The sequence below is a fragment of the Actinoalloteichus fjordicus genome (assembly GCF_001941625.1).
GTDB classification, from domain to species: Bacteria; Actinomycetota; Actinomycetes; order Mycobacteriales; family Pseudonocardiaceae; genus Actinoalloteichus_A; species Actinoalloteichus_A fjordicus.
Window position 1 is genome coordinate 808977 of sequence record NZ_CP016076.1, and the last position, 23370, is coordinate 832346.

At 71.0% G+C, this 23370-nt stretch carries 18 protein-coding genes and 1 tRNA gene; 13 read left to right on the top strand and 6 right to left on the bottom strand.

The window, feature by feature from the left end; translation table 11 throughout:
* Window positions 1-28: 28 nt before the first annotated feature.
* The 8 genes from UA74_RS03795 (at window position 29) to UA74_RS03825 (ending at window position 8516) form a co-directional block, all read left to right on the top strand.
* Window positions 29-1030 (top strand): AAA family ATPase, encoded by a 1002-nt coding sequence (locus tag UA74_RS03795; protein WP_075763813.1) that lies wholly within the window; start codon window positions 29-31, stop codon window positions 1028-1030.
* Entirely contained in the window at window positions 1027-2478 is a 1452-nt protein-coding gene (locus UA74_RS03800; protein WP_083682898.1) for a DUF58 domain-containing protein, read from the top strand. The genes UA74_RS03795 and UA74_RS03800 overlap by 4 nt, the downstream gene beginning before the upstream one ends.
* Window positions 2479-2554: 76 nt before the next feature.
* A complete protein-coding gene (locus tag UA74_RS03805) occupies window positions 2555-3295 on the top strand; it encodes a hypothetical protein (RefSeq protein ID WP_157433978.1) in 741 nt (246 codons plus the stop codon).
* A 48-nt stretch (window positions 3296-3343) separates the two neighbouring features.
* Window positions 3344-4669, top strand: coding sequence for an NAD(P)/FAD-dependent oxidoreductase (locus UA74_RS03810; protein WP_075763814.1), 1326 nt, complete (start codon window positions 3344-3346; stop codon window positions 4667-4669).
* Between the two features lie 221 nt (window positions 4670-4890).
* The gene (locus UA74_RS33965; RefSeq protein WP_257787498.1) at window positions 4891-5019 is read left to right on the top strand and encodes a hypothetical protein; all 129 of its coding nucleotides are present in this window, start codon (window positions 4891-4893) and stop codon (window positions 5017-5019) included.
* Window position 5020: 1 nt separating this feature from the next.
* A complete protein-coding gene (locus UA74_RS03815; protein WP_232237619.1) occupies window positions 5021-6169 on the top strand; it encodes an ATP-grasp domain-containing protein in 1149 nt (382 codons plus the stop codon).
* 365 nt (window positions 6170-6534) lie between these two features.
* Window positions 6535-6611, top strand: a tRNA-Leu gene (locus tag UA74_RS03820).
* A gap of 237 nt (window positions 6612-6848) precedes the next feature.
* The gene (locus UA74_RS03825) at window positions 6849-8516 is read left to right on the top strand and encodes a glycosyltransferase 87 family protein (RefSeq protein ID WP_075738967.1); all 1668 of its coding nucleotides are present in this window, start codon (window positions 6849-6851) and stop codon (window positions 8514-8516) included.
* Window positions 8517-8791: 275 nt separating this feature from the next.
* Here the strand turns inward: UA74_RS03825 and UA74_RS03830 are convergent, their stop codons facing one another.
* Window positions 8792-9613: a class F sortase gene (locus tag UA74_RS03830; protein ID WP_232237620.1), complete on the bottom strand. Its 822-nt coding sequence runs from the start codon at window positions 9611-9613 to the stop codon at window positions 8792-8794.
* A gap of 9 nt (window positions 9614-9622) precedes the next feature.
* Entirely contained in the window at window positions 9623-11122 is a 1500-nt protein-coding gene (locus UA74_RS03835; protein WP_075738969.1) for an MSCRAMM family protein, read from the bottom strand.
* Window positions 11123-11663: 541 nt separating this feature from the next.
* Here UA74_RS03835 and UA74_RS03845 point away from each other — a divergent pair.
* Window positions 11664-12449: a Bax inhibitor-1/YccA family protein gene (locus UA74_RS03845; protein ID WP_075765934.1), complete on the top strand. Its 786-nt coding sequence runs from the start codon at window positions 11664-11666 to the stop codon at window positions 12447-12449.
* Between the two features lie 165 nt (window positions 12450-12614).
* Here the strand turns inward: UA74_RS03845 and UA74_RS03850 are convergent, their stop codons facing one another.
* Window positions 12615-13835 (bottom strand): acetyl-CoA C-acetyltransferase, encoded by a 1221-nt coding sequence (locus UA74_RS03850; RefSeq protein ID WP_075738973.1) that lies wholly within the window; start codon window positions 13833-13835, stop codon window positions 12615-12617.
* 177 nt (window positions 13836-14012) lie between these two features.
* On the bottom strand, window positions 14013-15119 hold the full coding sequence (locus UA74_RS03855) for an SGNH/GDSL hydrolase family protein (RefSeq protein WP_083682899.1): 1107 nt from the start codon (window positions 15117-15119) through the stop codon (window positions 14013-14015).
* 163 nt (window positions 15120-15282) lie between these two features.
* Here UA74_RS03855 and UA74_RS03860 point away from each other — a divergent pair, with 163 nt between their 5' ends.
* The 3 genes from UA74_RS03860 to UA74_RS03870 all read left to right on the top strand — a co-directional run bounded on the left by UA74_RS03860 (window position 15283) and on the right by UA74_RS03870 (window position 19490).
* Window positions 15283-16656 (top strand): cystathionine beta-synthase, encoded by a 1374-nt coding sequence (locus UA74_RS03860; protein ID WP_075738975.1) that lies wholly within the window; start codon window positions 15283-15285, stop codon window positions 16654-16656.
* A 153-nt stretch (window positions 16657-16809) separates the two neighbouring features.
* Window positions 16810-18027, top strand: coding sequence for a hypothetical protein (locus tag UA74_RS33290; RefSeq protein WP_075763816.1), 1218 nt, complete (start codon window positions 16810-16812; stop codon window positions 18025-18027).
* A 305-nt stretch (window positions 18028-18332) separates the two neighbouring features.
* Window positions 18333-19490, top strand: a complete 1158-nt coding sequence (locus UA74_RS03870; protein ID WP_075738979.1) for a cystathionine gamma-synthase — start codon at window positions 18333-18335, stop codon at window positions 19488-19490.
* 109 nt (window positions 19491-19599) lie between these two features.
* On the opposite strand, the gene UA74_RS03875 is transcribed toward UA74_RS03870, so the two are convergent.
* Window positions 19600-20367: an IclR family transcriptional regulator gene (locus UA74_RS03875; RefSeq protein WP_075738981.1), complete on the bottom strand. Its 768-nt coding sequence runs from the start codon at window positions 20365-20367 to the stop codon at window positions 19600-19602.
* Between the two features lie 769 nt (window positions 20368-21136).
* Between UA74_RS03875 and UA74_RS30550 the strand changes: the two genes are divergently transcribed.
* Window positions 21137-21877, top strand: coding sequence for a M23 family metallopeptidase (locus UA74_RS30550; protein ID WP_083682900.1), 741 nt, complete (start codon window positions 21137-21139; stop codon window positions 21875-21877).
* Window positions 21878-22159: 282 nt separating this feature from the next.
* Here UA74_RS30550 and UA74_RS03885 read toward each other — a convergent pair whose 3' ends face one another.
* Window positions 22160-23245 (bottom strand): zinc-dependent alcohol dehydrogenase, encoded by a 1086-nt coding sequence (locus tag UA74_RS03885; RefSeq protein ID WP_075738983.1) that lies wholly within the window; start codon window positions 23243-23245, stop codon window positions 22160-22162.
* Window positions 23246-23370: the final 125 nt, after the last annotated feature.

Genomic DNA, 23370 nt, shown 5'->3' on the forward strand with positions numbered 1-23370 from the left:
ACCAGTTCCGCGAAGCAGGAGAGGACAGATGCCAGAGGTGACCGAGATCCCGGAGCCGCCGGACGTGCCCGCCATCGCCGCCGTCGTCGCGGAGGTGTCCGCCTCGGTGGAGTCCGTCGTCGTCGGCGCGGGCCGGAGTCTGCGACTCACCATGGCGGCCCTGCTCGCGGGCGGGCACGTCCTGCTGGAGGACGTGCCCGGCCTGGGCAAGACGCTGCTGGCGAGCAGCCTCGCCCAGTCGCTCGGCCTGGACTTCCGCCGCCTCCAGTGCACCCCCGACCTGCTGCCTGCCGACGTCACCGGCTCCTACCTCTACGACCCCACCAGCCGGGAGTTCGCCTTCCGGCCGGGTCCGATCTTCACCGGGCTGCTGCTGGCCGACGAGATCAACCGGACGCCGCCCAAGACCCAGTCGGCGCTGCTGGAGGCGATGCAGGAGCGGCAGGTCACCATCGAGGGCACCACGATGCGGCTCGCCAGGCCGTTTCACGTGTTGGCCACGGCGAATCCCGTGGAGTACGAGGGCACCTACCCGCTGCCGGAGGCGCAGCTCGACCGCTTCCTCCTGCGGTTGGACATCGGCTATCCCGCGGCGGATGAGGAGGCGGAGGTGTTGCGCCGCAGACTGGCCCGGCGACGCGAGGAGACCTCGCTGTCCCCGGTCATCGACGCCGGGGAGTTCACCGCGCTTCAGGCGGGGATCGAGACCGTCGACGTCGACCCCGACGTGGTGCGGTACTGCGTCGACCTGGCCTCGGCCACCCGGTCGCATCCGGCCGTCGAGGTCGGTGCCTCCCCGCGCGGCGCCCTGGCCCTGGTGCTGGTCGGGCGGGCCCTCGCCGTGCTCGACGGACGGTCCTTCGTGCTGCCGGAGGACGTCAAGGAATGTGCGGTGCCTGCGCTGGCCCACCGGCTGACCCTGCGACCCGAGACTTGGACGACCGGCGTGACCGGCGTCGAGGTGGTGACCGAGCTGCTCGGGAAGGTGGCCGGTCCGGCCACCGGCAGGCTGCGGGCGAACAGATCGTGAGCACGGCGTCGGGGGACACGGCGCGGCTCGCCCGGCTGCGTGCGGGACTGGGCCGACGAACCGGCAGCCGCTGGCAGCCCACCGACACGCTGTATCGAGGGCTGGTGGTCGGCACCGGGCTGATCTGCGTCGGAGTGCTGCTGCATCGGTTGGAACCGGTGATCCTCGGCGCCCCGCTGCTGTTGTCCACGCTGCTCGCACTGACCGTCGCTCGATCGCCGGACGAGCATCCGACGCTACGGGTGACTCCGCCGCCTCGGGTCGCCGAGTCGGAGACGGCGACCGCGCGGATCGAGGCGGCCTGCGGCGCCGAGTGGGCGGCCGTCCGGCTGCCCACGGCGGGCCGCAGGCCGCGTCCGGCGCAGCCTGCGGCCGAGCCTGGCGTGCGGGGCCGACTCGCGGCGGCGGCCGAGAAGCTGCGCGCGCTGTCCGCCGAGGCGGGGGAGACCGTCCACGTGCTGCCCGGCGACGGCGGCCCGTGGCGGGTGGAACTTCCTCGACGTCGGTGGGGCGAGGCGGTGGAGATGCGGCCCGACCACCTGTTCGCCGGGCCGGACGCGGTGATCGTCTACGGGCCGGTCACCGGCATCGAGGTTCGTCGCATCGTGCTGCCGCCCATCGTCGCCCTGCCTGCAGGCCCGTTGCCGCCGAGAGCGGCGGGGCTGGTGGGCGTGCACCGATCGGCGCAGCCGGGCGACGGCACCGAACTCCGCGACATCCGTCCGTTCCGCGCGGGCGACCGGCTGCGGCGGATCGACTGGCGGGTGTCGGCGCGCAGCGGCGCCTTCGACGACACCAGGGGCGCCGCAGGCTGGCATGTGCGGGAGCGCCACGCCGAGGCCGACGCCGAGGTCGTGCTGGCCGTGGACACGCGGGTCGACGTCGGTGCGGAGATGGGCGAGTGGATGGCCCATTCCGCCGCCCGGTCCACGACGGGGAGCCTCGACGCGACGGTCCGGGCGGCGAGCGCCCTGGCCGCCGCCTACCTGCGCCAGGGCGACCGGGTCGGCCTGATCGACCTGGGACGTCCGCAGCTCTCGGTGCCGTGCGCGGCGGGACGACGTCAGCTGCTGCGACTGCGCGGTGCGCTGGTGACCAGCGCGCGGCAGGCAGGCTGGGCCGCACAGCCGATCCTGAGTCCACGCCAGGTCCCGGCGGGCGCGGTGCTCATCGTGCTGTCCCCGTTCCTGGACGACGCGGTGGTGACGCTGACCGGCCAGGCGGTCCGCCGGGGCCTGGTCTTCGGCGTCGACGTGCTGCCCGCCCCGCTGAGCGCGGACGCCTCGACACCGTGGGGCGAGGCCGTCCGGACGGTGCTGTCCCTCGAACATGCCGGGCGGCTCCGGGCCCTGGCCGAGCGCGGGGTGCGGGTCGTCGAGTGGGACTCCGACGGTGCCTCGGCGATGGCCGTGCTGCGGGGTGCCCGCCGTCGGGGCGGTCGCCGGTGAGACGAGTGCGGTCGATGCGGCCGGGAGCCCGGCGAGCAGGCGTTCGAACGGTCTGGACGACGCGGGGAGGTCCGGTGTGAACCAGGAGGTCGGCGGGGCTGCTGAGATCAGCGAGGTCGGAAGTGGTGCCGGGGCTCGACAGGCCCGCCTCGGCCTCGCGTCCGGCGCAGCCGGGCGGGCGTCTGGTGTCGGCGCGGGCTCCGGCACCGAGCCGGGTCCGATCGGTGTCCGCCGAGCGCCCGGCGCATCCTCGATGAGCCCGCAGGAACCCGCCCCGGTGACGGGCGGGGTCGGAATCCCCGGCTGGGGCCTGCGCCTGCTGCTCGCGGCCTGTGCCGCCGTCGTCTGCGTCGTGGTGTCATCCGACGGGGCGGGACCCCTGGTGACCTGGGGTCTGGTGATCTCGGCTGCCCTGACGGCCGGACTGCCCGCCTCGGCATCGCCTGCGGTGTTGATCGTGGTCGCGGTGGTCGGCGTGACGTCCAACGGCGGTGACCCGCTGCGCCCCGAGGTCCTGTCGCTGATGCCGTTGCTGCACCTGACGCATCTGCTGGCGGCGGTCACGGCCGTGCTGCCCTGGCGGTCGCGCGTCCGAGCGGCGGCGCTGCGGCCTGCCCTGCTGCGGGTGGTCGTCGTCCAACTCGTCGCCGCCGGGCTCGTCCTGGTGGTGTGGACGCTGCCGTCGACGGTGCTGCCCGCCTGGCTGGAGGTCGCCGGGCTGGTCTCCGCCGCAGGTCTGGCCGTCGTCGGGGTGTTGGCGCTGCGCCGATCGCCGAACCTGCCCAGGGACATGCCTAGCGAGCGGAATCACAGCTAGGGGTGGTACGTCAAGCCGTCACGGCTCGCTGGTGGCAGCATCGTTGACATGGCTGGTAAGAAGGCTTCACCCACCAAGATCGTGATCTTGGGCGGCGGATATGTCGGAATGTACACAGCGTTGCGCCTCCAGGCCAAATTGAAGGCGGCGGAGGCGTCGGTGACGGTGATCGACCCGCAGCCGCACATGACCTATCAACCCTTCCTCCCCGAGGCCGCCGCCGGGTCGATCGAGCCGAGGCACGTGGTGGTGCCGCTGCGCCGCACGCTGAAGCGGTGTCACGTGGTCACCGGCCGGGTCGCCAAGGTCGAGCACGACAAGCACACCGTCACGGTGGACATGGCCGAGGGGCACGTCGAGAAGCTGGAGTACGACGTCCTCGTGGTGGCCCTCGGGTCGGTGGCGCGCACGCTGCCGATTCCGGGACTCGCCGATCAGGGCAACTCGTTCAAGACCGTGGGGGAGGCCATCTTCCTGCGCAATCACGTCCTCTCCCGGATGGACGACGCGTCGTCGATGGCGGACGGCGAGCGCAGGCGTCGGCTGCTGACCTTCATGGTCGTCGGCGGCGGCTACGCGGGCATCGAGGCGCTGGCCGAGCTGGAGGACATGGCTCGGTACGCGACGCGCTACTACAAGACCATCAAGCCGTCCGATCTACAGTGGATCCTCGTCGAGGCCACGAACCGGGTCATGCCCGAGGTCAGCCCGCGGATGGGCGTCTACACGGTGGAACGGCTGGAGGAGCGGGGGATCAAGGTCTTCCTCGACACCAGGGTCGACGACATGACCGGCGGCGACGTCCGGCTCAGCGACGGGACCACCTTCGCCACCGACACGATCGTCTGGACGGCAGGCGTGAAGGCCAATCCGGTCCTCGCCGAGACCGATCTGCCGCGTGACGAGCGCGGCCGGGTCCGCTGCACCGCAGACCTGCGGGTGGAGGGGCTGACCGGGGTGTGGGCGGCGGGCGACTGTGCTGCGGTGCCCGATCTGTCCAAGACCGAGCAGGACCCCAACGCGACGTGCAGCCCGTCGGCGCAGCACGCCGTGCGGCAGGCCAAGCAGCTTGCGGACAACCTCGTCGCCTCGCTGCGGGGCCGACAGCCCGCACCGTATCGACACAAGTACGCGGGATCGGTGGCCAGCCTCGGCCTGTACAAGGGCGTCGCGGACGTCTACGGGATCAAGTTGAAGGGTTTCCCCGCCTGGTTCATGCACCGCACCTACCATGTCAGTCGGATGCCCACCTTCAACCGCAAGGCGCGCATCGTGATCGACTGGACCCTGGCGCTGCTCTTCCGGCGCGAGGTCATCTCCATGGGGCAGCTCCAGGAGCCCAAGGCAGAGTTTGCTCGTGCGGCGTCGAAGTGACCGCCCGCGTTCATCACCCTGATGGCCCAGCTCTGCACGAATGGAGGACGATCTCCCGTTGTGTGCGGCAGTGCTGACACTTTCCGTGAGTATTACTGCATTCGGCTCGTCCTATTGGGCCGAATAGGCGAAGGTGTCCTAGTGCTCGCTTGACACTGAGTAAGGTGCAGCTGAAACTATCTCTGCCGGTCCGTCGCCGGCTCTCGCTGTCGAGGATGGGGGTGACCGTCATGACGCTCAAGGAACTGGCTGAACTCATCCGTCGGGGCGAGGTGACGGACGGACCGTTGGCGGAGTACCAGGAGGCCTTCGACAGGGAGCGGAAGATCTTCCGTAAGAAGGACGACTGACGTGGCGGACGCCGAGTGGGAGCAGGCAGCGCTGCCGCTCCCGCCCGACGCCACCGCCGACGCCGTCTCGATCAAGCCCGTCTCGACCCCGCTGGCCACGCCGCTGCTGTTACAGGGCCAGGAGTATCACTACCGCGCTCCCAGCGCCTGCCTCGACTTCCAGGAACGGATGTATCGGGCGGGTCTGGTCGAGCCGGGGGACGGCAGCCCGGTGCCCTGCGTGCTCGTCCTCGCCAGGGCGGCCGACATGGAGATGAACGAGCTGTCGCTCACCCTCGCCGAGCACGACATCCGGATGGTTCGGATCGACGCCGATCGGTGTCTCGACCTTGCGCTGACCGTCTATCCGGACACCCCGCTGATCGAGCTGGATCAGTGGCTGCTGCGCCCGCTGCTGGTGTGGCGCCGCCACTTCGATCTCACCGCGCTGCCCATCGACCCCCGGTCGCTCTACGGCTCCTACACCCTGGACCAGTGGGGCGCCGTCGCCGACTGGCTCACCGTGCGGTCGGACTGGGGCCACGTCAACGAGCCCCGCCGCAGCGCGCGACTCGATCGGCTGACCCAGCTCGCCGACGCTCAGGCCGAGGGGCTCGCCGTACCGAGGACCGTCGTCACCACCCGCCCGGCGCGCAATCGACCCGGTGGCGCCCGGTGCATCGTCAAGACCGCGGGACGACACCTGCTCGAACCCCGGCCCGGCTCGCTGCAGGGCCTCTTCCCCCGTCCGCTGGACACCAGCCGGGCAGGCGAGTTGAGCGAGCCCGCCCCGGTGATCGTGCAGCAGTACCTGGTGGCCGATGCCGAGCTGCGCGTGTTCGTCGTCGGAGACGAGCTGATCCCCTACCGGGTGGACAAGATCGATCCGGCCCAGCTCTGGCAGGATCCGGACGCCGTCGCGGTCACGGCCGTCGAGCTGGACCCCGTCGTCGCGCGGCGCCTGCGTGCGCTGGCCGCCCGCTGGAAGCTGGACGTCGCGGCCTTCGACCTCTTACAGGTCGACGGCGAGCATGTCTTCCTCGAGGTCAACGTGAGCTGCGACTGGCGCTGGTTCGAGAACCGCGCTGGTGAGACCAGGGTCTCGGACGCCGTCAACAGGTGGATCATCACTCGTTTCGACGATCTGCGACGCGCCGAGCGCGTCCGGTGACCGGAGCGCAAGAGAGTACGCGACGAGCGTAATCCCGGAAACGTTTTCACAGAAGTTCCACATAACCATGTTCGACAGCTTCGAGTGGTACTACGCTTTCGCCCGATCAGTGTCGTCATGGTCGCCCCATGGCCGCGCGATGCGGGTCGAGTCTCGTCGGGCCGGAGGAGGTGGTGCCTGAGCTGTGCGGGCAACGTCGAACGCGTAGCGCTGTCGGTATTCGGTGACCCACCGGCCGGGTGTCGTCTCTCGCCCCCGGTCGTCACACGCGGGCCGTGCCCGCAGTGGTGGTCGCCGCGTTCAGCGCACCGACGCTCTCGACGAGCAGCCAGGCACTCAGCGAAGGCGACTCCATGCTCCGCGCTGCCCCCGTAGCCCAATAGGCAGAGGCAGGCCCCTTAAAAGGGTCCCAGTGTCGGTTCGAGTCCGACCGGGGGCACCAGCATCCTTGGTGGTGCGCCACGCGACGACGTGGTTGGTGCCGATGAAGCAGCAGCTGCGCACCGCGTGAGGGGGTCGGCCTCCACGCGGCGCAACTCATTCTTCGGCATCCAGGCTCTCGCCATTGATCCCTGTACCAGCCTGTTTCACCCTAACGAGTGTGATCGTCCCCGCCGCTCGGCGTGTATGACGCGAAGTCGGCCCTGCGGGCCGTCGCACGGGGTAGTCAGCGTTATTCATGCCGCTGACCACACCTGCCGCATCCGACGGCGTCGCGTCGCCACGGGCGTCCTCCTCTGCCGCGCGTGCGCGGTTCTGGCCGATCTCGGTGATCGCACTGTCGGCCGTCGTGCTGATCTTCAACGTCGTTCGACTGATCGGCGACTCCGCACTGGTCGACGCAGGCGTGTACTTCGGCGGCGCCCGCCTGCTGCTGGAGGGCGGCGATCTCTACGGCACCCGGATCGCGGTCGCAGGCATTCAGCTGCCCTTCACCTACCCGCCCTTCGCCGCGATCCTCTTCGTCGGCGTCTTCGCCGCGTCGCTGACTCCCGGTGTGTACCTGCTCACCGCGCTCGGCCTCGGTGGTCTGTTCCTCGCCTTGTTCCTGGTCGCCCGGCGGTTCGACGAAGGTCTGCTCGGCCCGCTCGCCTCGGCCTCGGCGTTCACCGCCGTGGCGACCTTCCTCGAACCCGTCGCCGACACGCTGGACTTCGTGCAGATCAACACGATCCTGCTCGGCATGGTGGCGCTGGACTGCCTCGGCCGCACCCGGCTGCTGCCGCGCGGCGTGCTGGTCGGGCTGGCGACGGCGATCAAGCTGACCCCGGCCGTCTTCGTGTTGTTCTTCCTCGCCAGGCGAGACTGGCGCTCGGTCGGCTGGACGGCGGCAGGCTTTCTCGGCGCGACCGGCGTCGGCTGGCTGATCGCACCCGCGGAGTCCGCCGACTACTGGTTCACCGTCCTGGCGGACTCGGGGCGGATCGGCGACCCGGCGTATGTGGGCAATCAGTCGCTCCGAGGGCTGCTGAGCAGGCTGGTGAGTGACGAGACCCTCGTGCAGGCGCTGTGGGCCGTCACCACGGCCCTCGTGGTGGTGGCGGGCTGGCTGCTGGCGGCGAGGCTGCGCAGCCTCGGACAGGACGTCCTGGCGCTGTGTGCGGTCGCCGCGGTCGGGCTGCTCGCCTCGCCGGTCTCCTGGTCCCATCACTGGGTCTGGGCGATGCCCGTCCTGCTCGTGCTGTGGTGCAGGCCCGCCGGGATGCCACGGGAGGTGACGACGCGGCAGCCGTCGATTCCGTCTGCGCGCTCGGCCCCGCCCGACTCCCCGTCGTCGACCGCTCCGGCGGCGCGGGCGATGCGGGTCGCCGTGCCCCGACCGTCGCCCTGGTCCGCTCCGGTGCTGCTTCGGCGCGGGGTCTGTCTACTCGTGATCGCCTACCTGATCCTCGGCGTGCACTGGTGGCTGCCCCACCAGCGCGACGAGCACCTGACCTGGTCCGGCTGGCAGCAGCTCGTCGGCGGCGACTACGTGATCGCTGCGCTGATCGGACTGGTCGTCCTCGCCGTCCTCGCGCGGCGCTGGGGCAGGCCCGCCGCAGACGTCGGGCCGGACGGGTCTGCGGTCGGCTCGGCGGCTGTTCTCCCCGGCGCTGGTCAGGCGAACCTCGGCCAGGCGGTTCCCGATCAGGCGGTTCCGGCTCAGGCGGTTCCCGATCAGGCAGGTCGGGAAGCTCGACGGTCCAGCACAGAGCCGAGCGTTTCGGAGCCTGCGTCGAAGGACCTGACCACCGCCGTGCGGCGGGGGCCTGCGACGACCTCGGGCCCGCCGACCCTGCCCGCCCCGCGCAGCGCAACGCCCGGCCTGCCGCAGGAGTCCCGGCGCGCGCCCACGCCGGAGGCCTGACCTCGACGCTGGCCGGCCGGGCGGCGCGGCGCCGTAGGGCGATCGCCGCTCGGCCGAGCCCGGCCAGGATGACGACGTCCCCTTCCGTTCCTGACCGGACAGCTCCCATTCCGGTCAGAGCAGAACGAGGTCGTGGGCGAAGTGTGGTGCCAGCCCGATCCGGCGCGGCACAGGGAACGTGCCTGCGCGGGGGGTCGTGGCCGGGATGCCGAGGCGACGGGCGGGTGTCCCGCAGCCCCGCAGCCGCTCGATCCGTCGAGCCGGTTCGCAGGCGATCAGGCGATCGGCGTCGCCACGACGATCCGATTGTCCTCGTAGCCCAGCGCGCCGCCCTGCCAGCGTCCGCCGCAGGTCACCAGCACGATCCGATGCGGTCCGTCCTGGCCGAACAGCGCGGCGGCCCTGGCGGGCAGGTCGTCCTTGTGGACGGTGTGCACCTCGGAGATGGCGAAGCGCCAGGCCCGGCCGTCCTGATCCATCACCGAGACCTCGCGGCCGACCCTCGCGTCCCACAGCTCGGCGAACGGGCCGCGCCTGCCCTGCCAGTTCACATGGCCTGCGAAGACGGCGGCACCGGATCGGGCACCGAGTCCGGTGCCCCACCAGGTCGCCTCGTCGATGCCGTCGGGAACGGGCAGCACGCGATCCGCGCCGACCTCCTGACGGACGAGGTCGGCCGTGCCGCCGTGCGGCAGCAGGATCGTGCCGGGTCGTTGGGCCACGCGGGCAGGCGCGTCCGGAGCGGGCGGGTCCGGCGCCGCCTGCGGTGGCGGGGGAGGTGACGGGGGAGGCGGTGCCTGTGTCGCGTCCTCGCGGTCGGCGGCGGCAGGCGCCTCCACCGGCTGGTCTTCCTGCGGCTCGCCGCCCGCCTGTTCCGGCGGCACACCGAACCGCACCTCGGCGGCGCCGGGCATCGAGAGGTTATGGCCCAGCACGCTCGACAAGGGCTGCTGGACGGGATGGGCGGTGCCGGGCACCTCCATCGCCGATGGGCCGAAGAGCAGCAGGCCAGCGATGCCGACCGCACCGCCGACGGCCGCCACCCCGGCCGCGCGTCGCCACGCGGCCGGGGTGGTGGAGTCAGAGCTCAAGGACACGCGGACCGCCTACTGTCGTCGGCTGTCCCGTCCGGCGATCCTGCGATGCCAGACGAGTCCTGTCAGCGTAGCGCCGATCACCGCGAGCACGCCCAGGCCGATCAGTGCCGCCGGGTTGGCCTGGGTGGTCGTGGCCGCCGCCGCCGACACGCCCTGACCGACGTCGCCTGCCGGGATCGTGCTGGGCACGGTCGGCGTCGGGTTGGGCTGGTTGGCGATGGACAGACTGAGCGTCTGCCCCGGCTCCACCGTGCCGCAGACGGTCGGCGGGTTGTCCGGATCGAACTGCTCTTCGTATCCGGGTGGCGCCGCCGTCTCGACCAGACAGATCTCCTGCGGTGTCTGGAGATCCTCGATGACGGCGATCCCGTCGGCGTCGGTGACGACCACCAGTGCCTCGCCGTCCTCACCCACCAGCGGTTCGCCGTCCTGACGGATCGCCGGGGTCGTCTCGTCGGCGCCGGTGATCCGCAGCGAGACGTCCGCGACGGCCAGCCCGGTGGCGGCGTCCACCTTGGACACCTCGACGATGCCGGGGGCAGTCCTGGCCTCCAGCGCGGCCTCGACGGTCACGGTGTCCTCGCCGCCGGTGGTGACGACGCGCTGCACGTTGTTCGACGCGTCCGGCGGCACCCGCACCTGCGGCTGCGCCGCCGGGGTCTGCACGTTGGCGACCACGGAGGGGTTCGGCCCGGTGGGGATCACGTCGAAGACCAGCGGCGAGCCGTCCTCCGGCGTGTTCAGGTACTGGGTCGTGGTGCCGTCCTCGTCGCCCTCGAGGTCCTCCTCCTGGAGCAGGACCGTGCGCGGCGGCTCGACGATCTCCGGCTCCGCCAGCTCGGCGTCGGTGAGCTGGATCTCCACCGGGATGCCGCCGACGCCCTCGCTCGCGGTGTTGAGGACCTCGATCTGCCAGGAGTCGGCCGTCCCGATGATCTGGTCGCCCTCCGGCGCGGTCAGGTCGACCGTCCAGGGGCCCCGGTTGATCTCGGCGTCGGTCTGCATGTGGTCGATCACGGCCCGGGTGGACTCGGGCAGTTCGTTGTAGTGGAAGTCGACGTCGTACCCGATGGTGGTGTAGCCGTTGCTCGGGTCGAGGTCGGCGTCGGTGCGCGGTGACGCGGTCCAGGTGTGCATCAGGTGAGCCAGCGCCGCCGACTCGTCGTCCGACTCCGTGCCGCTGTAGCGCAGCAGCAGGTACGAGATGTTCGACGCGATCTCCGGCGCCAGCGGGTCGCCCCACTTGGTCAGCAGATCGTCGCCGTCCACATACTCCTCGCTGGAGTCGGGCGCGCGGAAGGCGTACTGCACGCACCAGACGTGCTCGCCGTTCCACAGATAGGACCCGACCCAGTCGTAGTCCTGCGGCTTGCCGTCGTAGGGCTGGGGCGCGGTGCGATACCCGAGTCCCTCCTCGACCTGAGCGACCGCCGTGCCTGGCACGGCGGCCAGTCCTATGGCGGTCAGCATCGAGATGCCGGCAAGACCGGCGACCAGTCTCCTCCGCATGAATTCTCCTTGGGTGCGCTGCTGGTCATGTCGTCGCTGATCGGTTCTCGCCCGTCTCACCGGGTGCAGGCGGGCGGCGGGTTCGGGTCGTCGAGTGACGCCGAGTGGTCGGGGCCCGCAGACGGTTGCTCGAAGGCGGGGATCGGTCGACGGCTCGTCGAGCGCGCCGACACGCGACGTCACGATGCAGGGACGCTGTGATGCTCGTCTGGTTACTCGCCGTGTCACAAGCCTCCTTTAGGAGGAAGTTTCCCAAGATCGGGACTGGCGCGCGGTCATCGGCTGTCGTCGGATGTCACCGTGATGGACGAGTAACGCCACGACCGGCCCTGCCCCGGCGGGCACCCTGCGCTGTTCGGCGTCTGCCCTGCAACGACGAGGTCACGGGTCGGTGACGTGATGTGCTCGTCGGACCTGCGGATACCGGGGACTCGACCCGACCGAACCGATGAGTAAAGTGGCTTTTACTCAAGAGTGGGAACCGGGCGGCAGGTTCGGCCGTTGAACCCGGTAAAGCGTGAGCACGTTCCAGGAGGACCAGGTGCGCACAACCAGCAATCCCGCGTTCCGCAACCTGCCCAAGGGCGGCGGCTACGCGAACTTCGACAACTACCCGGGTGCCCAGACACAGGGCTACGGGGGGCAGCAGGGCCCGCCCGCCGCCGCCGACCGGCCGATGACCATCGACGACGTGGTCACCAAGACCGGTATGACGCTGGGCGTCCTGGCGGTCACCGCCGTGCTGACCGCGCTGACCCAGGCCTACTGGCTGGCCATCCCCGGTCTGATCGCGGGTCTGGTGCTGGGTCTGGTCAACGCCTTCAAGCGCAAGCCGAGCCCCGTGCTGATCCTGCTGTACGCGGTGGCCGAGGGCATGCTGCTCGGCGCGATCAGCGGCATGGTCGCCAGCTTCAGCGATTCCGGCGGCGCGATCGTCGGCCAGGCAGTGGTCGGCACGCTGGGCGTGTTCTTCGGCATGCTGGTGATCTACAAGACCGGTGCGATTCGCGTCACGCCGAAGCTCACCCGCTGGGTGCTCGGCGCGTTGATCGGCGTCGGCGTGCTCATGCTGGCCAACCTCGTCGCGGGCTTCTTCGTCCCCGGCGGCATGGGCCTGCGCGACGGCGGAACGCTGGCCATCATCTTCAGCCTGGTCTGCATCGGCATCGCGGCCTTCGTGTTCCTGCTCGACTTCAAGATGGCCGACGACATGATCCAGCAGGGCACCCCCTCGGTGTACGCCTGGCAGGTCGCCTTCGGTCTGACCATGACGCTGATCTGGCTGTACATCGAGATCCTGCGTCTGCTCTCGTACTTCAACGAGTAAGTCGCTCGACGACTGCCGTGAGCCTGCGAAGGGCCGCCCCCGGTGTGGGGGCGGCCCTTCTGCCGTTCCGGGCTGTTCGATGCCGGGGCCGTCAGCGCCGGTCGGTCGTCGGCGATGCTGCTCGCGGCGAACCCGCGCCTGCTTCCTGCCCGCGCTCTGGCGAGTTCAGGACAGGCGTTCGATCACCATCGCCATGCCCTGGCCGCCGCCGACGCACATCGTCTCCAACCCGATCTGCTTGTCGTGGAAGCGCAGCGAGTTCAGCAGCGTGGTGGTGATCCGCGCCCCGGTGCTGCCGAAGGGGTGACCGATCGCGATGGCGCCGCCGTTGACGTTCAGCTTCTCCAGCGGGATGCCCAGCTCCCGATAGGAGGGGATGACCTGTGCCGCGAAGGCCTCGTTGATCTCCACGAGGTCGACGTCGTCGATAGTCATCCCCGCCCGCGCCAGCGCCTGCCGGGACGCCTCCACCGGGCCGAGTCCCATGATCTCCGGCGAGAGCGCCGAGACTCCGGTGGACACGATGCGGGCCAGCGGGGTGATGCCGAGCTGCCTGGCCTTCTCGTCACTGGTGATGACCAGCGCCGAGGCGCCGTCGTTGAGCGGGCAGCAGTTCCCTGCGGTGACGCGGCCGTTCGGCCGGAACACCGGCTTCAGCTCCGAGACCTTCTCGTAGGTGACACCTGCCCTGGGGCCGTCGTCGGCGGCCACCACCGCGCCGCCGGGCACGGTGACCGGGGTGATGTCGGTCTTCCAGAAGCCGTTGGTTCCGGCCTGTTCGGCCAGGTTCTGCGAGCGGACGCCGAACTCGTCCATCTCCTGCCTGCTGATGCCCTTGACCAGGGCCAGGTTCTCGGCGGTCTGACCCATCGCCATGTAGACGTCGGGCAGCTGATCGGTCTCCCTCGGGTCGTTCCACTGCTCGGCGCCCTGCTCCGCAGCGGTCTCGCCCCTGGCTATCGCGTCGGTGAACAGCGGATTGATCGTGTCGGGCCAGCTGTCGGAGTTCCCCTTGGGGTAGCGGGAGACCGTCTCGACCCCCGCGCTGATGAAGGCGTCGCCCTCGCCCGCGCGGATGGCGTGCAGGGCCATCCGGGTGGTCTGGAGGCTGGATGCGCAGTATCGGGTCACGGTGGTGCCGGGCAGGGTGTCCTGACCGAGCAGCACCGCGACCACGCGGGCCATGTTGAAGCCCTGCTCGCCACCGGGCAGGCCGCAGCCGAGCATCAAATCGTCGATCTCGGCCGGGTCGAGCTCGGGAACCTGGGCCAGGGCGGCGCGGATGATCTGAGTGGTGAGATCGTCCGGCCGCAGGTCGATCAGCGAGCCCTTGCGGGCGCGGCCGATCGGGGAGCGGGCGGCGGCGACGATCACGGCCTCGGGCATGACGGAACTCCTTTGTCCCCGAAAGACGGTCCTTGTTACCGAAGAGTAGGACCTCCGGCGATCTCATGCCGTGACCGGCGTCACCAATCTCGCCCGATCAGCCGAACGCCGAAGCCGGATCACCGCCTGCACACCTGAATGCGCGGCCCGGTTGCGCCGTCCGCCCGCCCTGCTCCCTCAGCTGGAACGCCCGAGACGACGGTTCAGCCGATGCACGATCCGGCTCGTGGGTCGGCGGGCCTCGGCCGCGGCCGACCGGATCGGCGAGCGCGGCAGCGGGCCGCCGTCCCACATGCCTGCGGCACTGCACAGCGCGGGGAGCAGGATCGCGGCCGCAGTCTCGTACCCGGCGGCCGACGGGTGGAAGTTGTCCGCGCTGAACAGTTCGGCCGGGCGGGTCAGGAACTCCGGCGACAGCAGATCCGCCAGGGGCACGGCGATCCCGCCCGTCCGTTCGACCTCGACGCGCTGGCCCTTGGACAACGCCAGGCTCCAACTGCGGACGATGGAACGCAGCGGCTGCGCGATCGGCCGGATGGCCCCCAGATCGGGACAGGTGCCGACCACGACGCCGACGCCCGCCTCATGCAACCGCTCGACGCCGACGCCGAGCAGCGCGATCGACGTCCGCAACGGCAGCCTGGTCGTGACGTCGTTCGCGCCGATGATGATCAGCGCGACGTCGGGCGGATCGATCAGGGCGTCGTCCACCTGCTTGGCGAGATTCAGACTCGTCGAGCCGCTGACGGCGTGCGTGCGCAGCAGCACCGGACGCTCCGACTCCTCGGCCAGTCCGGTCGCCATCAGCACGCCGGGCAGTTCGGCGGCGACGGACACGCCGAGGCCCGCCGCCGAGGAGTCGCCGAGCACCGCGAAGGTGAGGACGTCCGCGCCGGACGAGCCTGTTCGGGCGGCAGCGGGCTCCGCCCCGACGCGCGCGGCGTGCTTCTGCCTGCCCGCCGTGGCCGCCGCCGACAGCCCGTCCGCCGCCGTCTCGCCGGCCGGACCGTCCTGCGGGTCCGCAGTCGCGTGTCGCGGACCGGGCGAGCCGCTCTCGCCCGCCGGGCCCTCGCCCGCGCCCCGCTGCCTGCCGCCCTCGTCATACGGTCCCGAGCCGTCGGGCAGGTAGATCCCGTCCGCTCGGAACGGATCGGTGGTCGGAATCCCGATCACCCGTCGTGCCAGTCGGGACTGTCCCGACAACAGTCCGTACGCGGCGCCGGTCAGTCCGCCCAACGCCCCGGCCGCGAGCGCGGCGCTTCGCACCACTCTCGGTATCAACATCAACCAGCCCCCTGTTCCGCCTCTCGTTGCATCATCCTCGTTTCTCGTGCACCTGATCTGTCGTATCGATGAACAAGCCGGTCGGCGCGGCGGGCGTCGTGGGCGTTACTCCGGTTGCTCTAGGCTCGGCCCGATCTCGACGACGACGGGGAGGCTGCCTGCGATGGAGTACGCCGAGCACGTGACGGACCTGGTGGGGAACACGCCGCTGGTCCGATTGGGGGCTCTGTCCGACGGCATGGCGCCGCTGGTCCTCGCCAAGGTCGAGTACTTCAATCCGGGCGGGAGCGTGAAGGACCGCATCGCCCTGCGGATGGTCGAGGCGGCCGAACGGTCCGGTGAACTGGCTCCCGGCGGCACCATCGTCGAGCCGACCTCGGGCAACACCGGCGTGGGGCTGGCGATGTTCGCCCAGCAGCGCGGCTACCGGTGCGTGTTCGTCTGCCCGGACAAGGTCAGCGAGGACAAGCGCAACGTGCTCAAGGCCTACGGCGCCGAGGTCGTGGTCTGCCCCACCGCCGTCCCGCCGGAGCACCCCGACTCGTACTACAACGTCTCCGACCGACTGGTCACCGAGATCCCCGGCGCCTGGAAGCCCAACCAGTACGCCAACGAGGAGAACCCGGCCTCGCACTACGCGACCACCGGCCCGGAGCTGTGGAAGCAGACCGACGGCAAGATCACGCACTTCGTGGCGGGCATCGGCACCGGCGGCACCATCTCGGGCACCGGCCGCTACCTCAAGGAGGTCTCCGGCGGTCGCGTCAAGATCATCGGCGCCGACCCGGTCGGCTCCGTCTACTCGGGCGGCACCGGCAGGCCGTACCTCGTCGAGGGTGTCGGCGAGGACTTCTGGCCCACCACCTACGACCGGGAGGTCTGCGACGAGATCATCGCGATCTCCGACGGCGACTCGTTCGACGTCACCCGCAGGCTGGCCCGTGAGGAGGCCCTGCTGGTGGGCGGCTCCTGCGGCATGGCCGCCGCCGCCGCATTGCAGGTCGCGCGCCGGGAGGGCCCGGATGCGGTGATCGTCGTGCTGCTGCCCGACGGTGGTCGCGGCTACCTGTCGAAGGTCTTCGACGACTCGTGGATGGCCTCCTACGGCTTCCTCTCGCCCGACCACGCCGGGGCGACGGTCGGCGACGTGCTGCGTCGCAAGGACGGCACGATGCCGGACCTCGTGCACGCCCACCCCAACGAGACGGTGGCCGAGGCGGTCGCCGTGCTGCGTGAGTTCGGCGTCTCGCAGATGCCGGTGGTCAACGCCGAACCACCGGTGATGGCGGCCGAGGTCTCCGGCGCGGTCAACGAACGGGAGCTGCTGGAGGCCCTGTTCACCGGGCACGCCCAGCTCGCCGACCGTGTCGAGCAGCACATGTCCAAGCCGCTGCCCACCATCGGCGCGGGGGAGCCCGTCGGCACGGCGATGTCCGCACTGTCCGATGCGGACGGTGCGCTCGTGCTGGTCGACGGCAAGCCCGCCGGAGTGGTGACGCGACAGGACGTTCTCGGCTTCATCGCAGGTCGCCCGTGACCGTTTCCGCCTGCTTCGGCGCAATCCGTGACTGTGGGCATACCTTCATCGGTTACCGTAAGGACGCTCGTCGGCGGCTGACGTCACACTGACGGCGCTGTCGAGGGCTCGTGAACCCGACTTCGTAAACACCCTTAGGGGGTTGAACACCCGATGAGCGCTCCGCAGCCGCCCCAAGGCGCGCAGCCGCAGCAGCCCGGGCAGGGGGGCGAGCCCAGCCAGGGCCAGCCGTCCAGCCCGGCAGAGACACCGGCGGGCAATCAGGTCGTCTCGACGAACCTGGACTCGGGCGACGAACCGGAGCGCACCACCGTCGTGCGCCCCGGCCAGCAGCAGGCGGCTCCGGCCACTCCCGCAGGCGGTACTCCCGCAGGCGGCAACCCGGACGCCACCCAGGTGGTCCGGCCTGGCCAGGAGGCCGCTGGGGCGTCCAACCCGGACGCCACGCAGGTGGTCCGCCCCGGCCAGCAGGGCGCCGGTGCCGCAGGCGCCAACCCGGATGCCACCCAGGTCGTGGCCGGGGGCGGTGCGCAGCCCGGCCAGTTCGGCCAGCCGCCGCAGGGTTACGGCCAGCCCCCCGGCCAACCTGGCCAGTACGGCCAGCCCGGTCAGTTCGGTCAGCCGGGTCAGCCGGGGCAGTTCGGCCAGCCGCCGCAGGGCTACGGCCAGCCGCAGGGTTACGGCCAGCCGCCGCAGGGCTATGGCCAGCCTGGTCAGCAGCAGGCCTACGGGCAGCCGGGCCAGTTCGGCCAGCCGCAGCCGGGCCAGCTCCAGCAGCAGGGCTACGGGCAGCCGCAGCAGTACGGCCAGCCGCCGCAGGGTTACGGCCAGCCTGGTCAGCAGCAGTGGGGTGCCAATCCCTACGGCCAGCAGGGCGGCTACCCGCAGTCGTATCCGGGCGGCACCGGGACGAAGTTCCTGCCGATCGCGATGTGGGGCAGCGTCGGCGTCGGCGCGCTCGGCCTGCTGCTGTCGCTGATCGGCCTGATCGGCCTCATGGGCGCGAGCAACGAGATCTCTCAACTCACGGGGGGCGATTTCAGCGTCCCCATCTGGCCGGTGATCATCGTGCTGGTGCTGTTCGCCGGCATCGGCGTCGGCGGCTGGTTCGCGGGCCAGGGCAAGGAATGGGGGCGTCTCCTCGTCACCATCGCCGGTGGTCTCAGCGTGGCGCTCAACATCTTCTCGCTGACGATCATGTTCAGCGGAGGCGGTCTGTTCCAGATTCTGCTTGTCGGCGCTGCGATCGCGCTGTGGTGGCTGCCGCAGACCGTCCAGGAGTTCAAGGTCAAGCAGCAGCTCAGCGCACAGCCGCAGCAGCAGCAGCAGAGCGGCGGCTTCCCGCAGCAGGGCCCCGGACCGGGCTACTGAGCCTGCGGGCAACCTCGGTGCCGAACGCGCCTCACGACGGCCTCCGGCCTCTCGGTCGGGGGCCGTCGCGCGTCTGTCGGGACCTGCACAGGCCCACCCGTCTTCTCCTGCGCACCGCAGACCTCACGGAGCACGGGTCGGGCGAACTCCGCCGGACATCGAGGACGGCGGGCCCGTCTCCCCGGCAGGCGAAGCGGTGCGGCCTCCGCGCCGGAAAGCCGATCCGGCCCGCCACCACGCCCGCGCGCCACCCTCCGTCGTCGGGCTGCTCCGTTCGGCGGACCTGACGGCGCTACCCTTGACAGATGAGTCAGCCCAGCGTTGCGCGCCACGGGTTCGCCACCAACGCCATCCACGCGGGTCAGGAGCCTGACCCGACCACCGGTTCGGTCATCGTGCCGATCCATGCGACCTCCACCTACGCCCAGGACGGCGTCGGAGGCCTGCGTGGCGGCTATGAGTACTCGCGAACAGGAAACCCGACCCGCACGGCGTTGGAGGAGTGTCTCGCGGCCCTGGAGGGCGGCAGGCATGCGCGGGCCTTCGCCTCGGGCATGGCCGCCACCGACACGGTGCTGCGGACGCTGTGCAAGCCGGGCGACCACCTGATCATCCCGGATGACGCCTACGGCGGCACCTTCCGGCTGATCGACAAGGTCTTCAGCAAGTGGGGCATCACCCACACCCCGGTCGCGGTCTCCGACCTGGACGCGATGCGGGCCGCGATCCGCCCGGAGACCAAGGCCATCTGGGTCGAGACGCCCACCAATCCGCTGCTCAACATCGCCGACATCGCCGGGCTCGCCCAGCTCGCGCGGGAGCACGGCACGCGCTTCGTGGTCGACAACACCTTCGCCACGCCGTACCTCCAGGCCCCGCTCGACCTCGGTGCCGACATCGTCGTGCACTCCACCACCAAGTACATGGGCGGCCACTCCGACGTGATCGGCGGCGCCGTCGTCACCTCGGACGAGGAGCTGGACGCCGAGTTCGGGTTCCTGCAGAACGGCGCGGGCGCGGTGCCCGGTCCCTTCGACGCCTGGCTGACGCTGCGCGGGCTCAAGACCCTGGCCGTGCGGATGGACCGGCACTGCGACAACGCGGAGCGGATCGTCAGCCTGCTCCTCAGCCATCCGGCGGTGACCTGGGTCGGCTACCCGGGGCTGGCCGAGCACCCCGGCCACGAGGTTGCGGTGAAGCAGATGCGGCGTCCTGGCGGCATGGTGTCCTTCCGGCTGGCAGGCGGCGTCGAGGCGGCGCTGGCGGTCTGCTCGAAGACCCGGCTGTTCACCCTCGCCGAGTCGCTGGGCGGTGTGGAGTCGCTGATCGAGCACCCCGGCAAGATGACGCACGCCAGCACGGCGGGCTCCCAGCTCGAGGTGCCTGCGGATCTGGTCCGGCTGTCCGTCGGCATCGAGGACGCCGACGACCTGATCGCCGACCTGACTGAGGCACTGGGCTGAGCTGAGATTCCGGGCCTGCCTGTGCTGGTCTTCTCCAGTGCAGGCAGGCCGAGCCCTCGGTGGTTAGGCGCGGTTCGGCGAGACGCGGGCCTCCGCTGACGTGCTCGGCTCAGCGGACCGTGCTGCCCAGCCTGCGGGAGAGTTCGGTGGCGCCGTCGCGGACCAGACGCTCCCACTCCGGCCAGGACTCCTCGCGGTGACGCACGGTGGGCACCGAGATGCTCAGCGCCGCCACCCAGACGCCCGCGTGGTCGGTGACCGGTGCGGCGACACAGCCGACGTCCGGGTTCGACTCGCACATCTCGTAGCCCACCCCGGTGCGGCGCACCTCGGAGAGCTGGGCGCGCAGCGCCGCCGCCGAGGTGATGCTGCGCGGGGTGAGCGGGTGCAGTTCATGTGCCCGGAGTAGTGCGTCGGCCTCTTCGGGGGGCAGCCCGGCCAGCAGCACCTTGCCGACGGCGGTGCAGTGCGCGGGCAGTCGCCTGCCCACTCCGGAGATCATCCGCACCGAGTGCGTGGAGTCGATCTTGCAGATGTAGACGACCTCCAGGCCGTCCAGCACCGCGACGTGCACCGTCTCGTCGCACTCGCGGGCGATCCGGCGGGCGACCGCGTCGCCCTCCGTGGCCAGGTCCAGGTCCTGCTGATAGCGGGCGCCCAGTTCCAGCAGCCGGAAGCCGAGCTTGTACTGCGTCTCGGCGCCGGGCTGGCGATCGAGATAGCCGCGTGCGACCAGCGTGGTGACGAGTTCGTGGACGGTGCTGCGCGGCAGCCCCAGCCTGCTCGCGACCTCCGGCGCGGACAGCGTGGACCGCTCGCCGAGGAACAGCTCCAGGATGTCCGCCGCGCGCATCACTGCGGGAACGTGTCGCGCCATATGCCTCTGTCCTGCCTTCCACCTCGCCGACCACTCCAGCCTACCGAGGCGTGTTCGAGTTCTCGGACGAGGACGGTCGAATCGGGAGAATCGCTGCGGTCTTCGCTGCTCTGTGACGTGCAGGTTGCGCTGCGATGCGCATTCGATGTCCGAGTTATCGAACCGGCGGCTGCCTGGTGGACGCGCGGGGCCGCGCGGCGCATCTCCTGAGATGCGCGGGGCGCTCTGCGTTCCCGCCTCGGTCGTGCTGGCCGGGTCGGCTGGGTCGCCGCTCGCTGCTCGCCGTCCGGCGGCCTGCGCTCGCGCGGAGACGGCCAGGGGCCGGTCCTTGCGTGCCCCCCGGGGTGGCGGCCTCTCCTCGGCGGCGCCTCGCGACGGTGCGTCACCGCTGCGCTGCGCAAGCCGCGCGTGGAGGGGCTGCGGCGGCGCCGTGGGGGTCCTGCGGGGCTTGTCGCGTGGCTAAGCGGTCGGCGATCGCTCGGAGGTCTCGTCGTTGTGGCCACGTGGGTGAGCTGGTGTTGTGACGGTCTGTGGAGTTTCGGGTGGGTCGTTATGGCGTGGCGGGGTGCTGGGTCACAGATGTTGGAAGCGGTGGGTGACCGGCGCTTACGGTCTGGCTTGTACGTCACGGTCCGGTCACGAGATAAGCATCAGGTAGAGGCCCTCCGGGTGTGGGAGTGAGTTCCCCCGGGATGTGTGGGCCGGTCGGTTTTCCCCCGCCGATCGCAGTGGCTGTGCCGTTTCCCCGAGACGCTTTGAAAGGTTGACGATGCCCCGTACCACTCTGAACGGGCAGTTCACCACCCCGGCGACCCTGGACGGCACGACTCCCGGCACTTCCCGTACCTCGCGTTCCGGCCGTTTCTTCCGTCGCGGCGCGGGCCGCGCGGTGGTCGCCTCGACTCTGGCGGGTGCGTTCCTGTTGGGTGGCCAGCCGATGCTGGCCGGTGCCGCCGAGGACGGCGGTCCCGACAACTTCGTGGAGGTCCAGAGCACGGAGTCGGTGCTGCCTGCCTTTTATGACAATCCCGCTCGTGGGCTGACGTCGCTGGTGAATGAGACCAAGGCGGAGGCCGATCGGGTCGCTGCCGAGGAGGCTGCGGCTGCGGAGGCGGCGGCGCGTCCGGACTTCGTGAAGCCTGCGGAGGGCACGTTCACCTCTGGTTTCGGTGGTCGGTGGGGCACCACGCATTACGGTGTCGACATCGCCAACTCGATTGGTACGCCGGTGGTGGCGGCCACCGAGGGCACCGTGATCAACGCGGGCCCGGCCACGGGCTTCGGCCAGTGGGTGCGGGTGCAGGCGCCGGACGGCACGATCACCGTCTACGGCCATGTGGAGTCGTTCACCGCTGCGGTGGGCCAGCAGGTGGCCGCGGGCGAGCAGATCGCCACGGTCGGCAACCGGGGCCAGTCCACCGGCCCGCACCTGCACTTCGAGGTCCAGGTCGGCGGTCAGAAGATCGACCCCCAGCCCTGGCTCGCCGAGCGCGGCATCACCCTCCAGTAAGACCACCGAACACCCACACCGAGACGCCCGCCAGGACACCCTGGGCGGGCGTCTTCGTGCGTCCAGACCAGGGCAACCCCCGCTGCCCTCCCCGAGGGAACGGGGGTTCTCGGCTGCATAGGGACAACCCTGCGTCAGGGGCGCGCGTCCGCCAAGCGGCTCGCAGGTGGTTGAGGGTGCCTGCGAGTCCCTTGGGGAGTGGGGGCAGGGTGTCAGCCGATGACGGATGCCCGGCGCCTCGTCGGGCTTTGACACCTCGCCGCCGTCGGCTCTGCCTGCACCTCACGCAGGCAGGAACAGCACCTTCTTCAGCGTCGGCGGTCGGTCGGCGAGCAGGGCCATGCCGCGTGCGTAGTCGGTGAGCGGGATGCGGTGCGACACCAGGCTCGGCAGGTCGAGAACGCCCGCCCGGAGCTGGTCGATCGCGTGCGACCAGGCGGCGGGCCCGGCGCCGAAGACGCCCCGCACGGTGAGCTGCTTGAGCGCGAAGACGTCGGGGTCCATCTCGATCGAGCCGCTGCCCGCGATGCCCTCCAACAGCACGGTGCCGCCCCGGCGGGCCAGGTCGAACGCCAGCGGGACCATGACCGCCGCGCCGGTCGCCTCGAACACGAGGTCGGCGCGGCCCGCGACGGCCGAGAGCCCGCCCGCGTCGCCGGAGCGGACGCAGCGCGTGGCGCCGAAGGACGCGGCCAGGGCGAAGTGCTGATCGCCGCGTCCCACCACGGTCAACGACTCGGGCTGGTAGGCGGCGAGCATCTGCACGGCCAGCAGGCTCAGCGTTCCGGTGCCGAGCACGGTGAACCGGCCGCCGGGCCTGGGCTGGGCGGCCAGCAGGCCCGCAGCGACGCAGGCGGCGGGTTCCAACAGCGCACAGTCGGCGAGTTCGGTGCCTCGGGGCAGCGTGGCGGGCAGCAGGTGCACCAGTCTGCTCGGCACCACCAGGAGGCTGCTGAAGGCACCGGGGTGGGTGAAGCCGGTCTCGGCGTAGTCGGCGGTGCACAGGGTCGGCTCGCCCGCGCGGCAGCGCGCGCACACCAGACAGGAACGGAATCCCTCGGCGACGACCGGCGCGCCGATGGGCAGGTTCTCCACCCCCGGCCCGACGTCGGCGATCCGGCCCGCCCATTCATGGCCGGGAATCACCGGATACCGGACGTAGGGCGCGGGGCGGCGGCCCTCGAACAGTTCGACGTCGCTGCCGCAGACTCCGGCCGCCGCGACCTCGATCAGCACCTCGCCCGCTGCGGGAGCGGGCACCTCGTGCTCGATCAGCCCGTGCCGCTCGGGCGCCTCGACGCGCACGGCCGCGCAACGGCGGGGCGTGGCGTGGTCGGCGGCGTGCGGAGTGACGTCTGCGTCGCTCATCGGGCACTCGCTCCCTTCCTCGGCTGAACAGCCGGTCTGCCGTTCTCGGCCTGCGCTGCGCGGTGGCGAGCGGACGGACCTCGCGTCGTTGTGCCGGGAGGTTGGGTCGCCCGCGCGGCACCGCA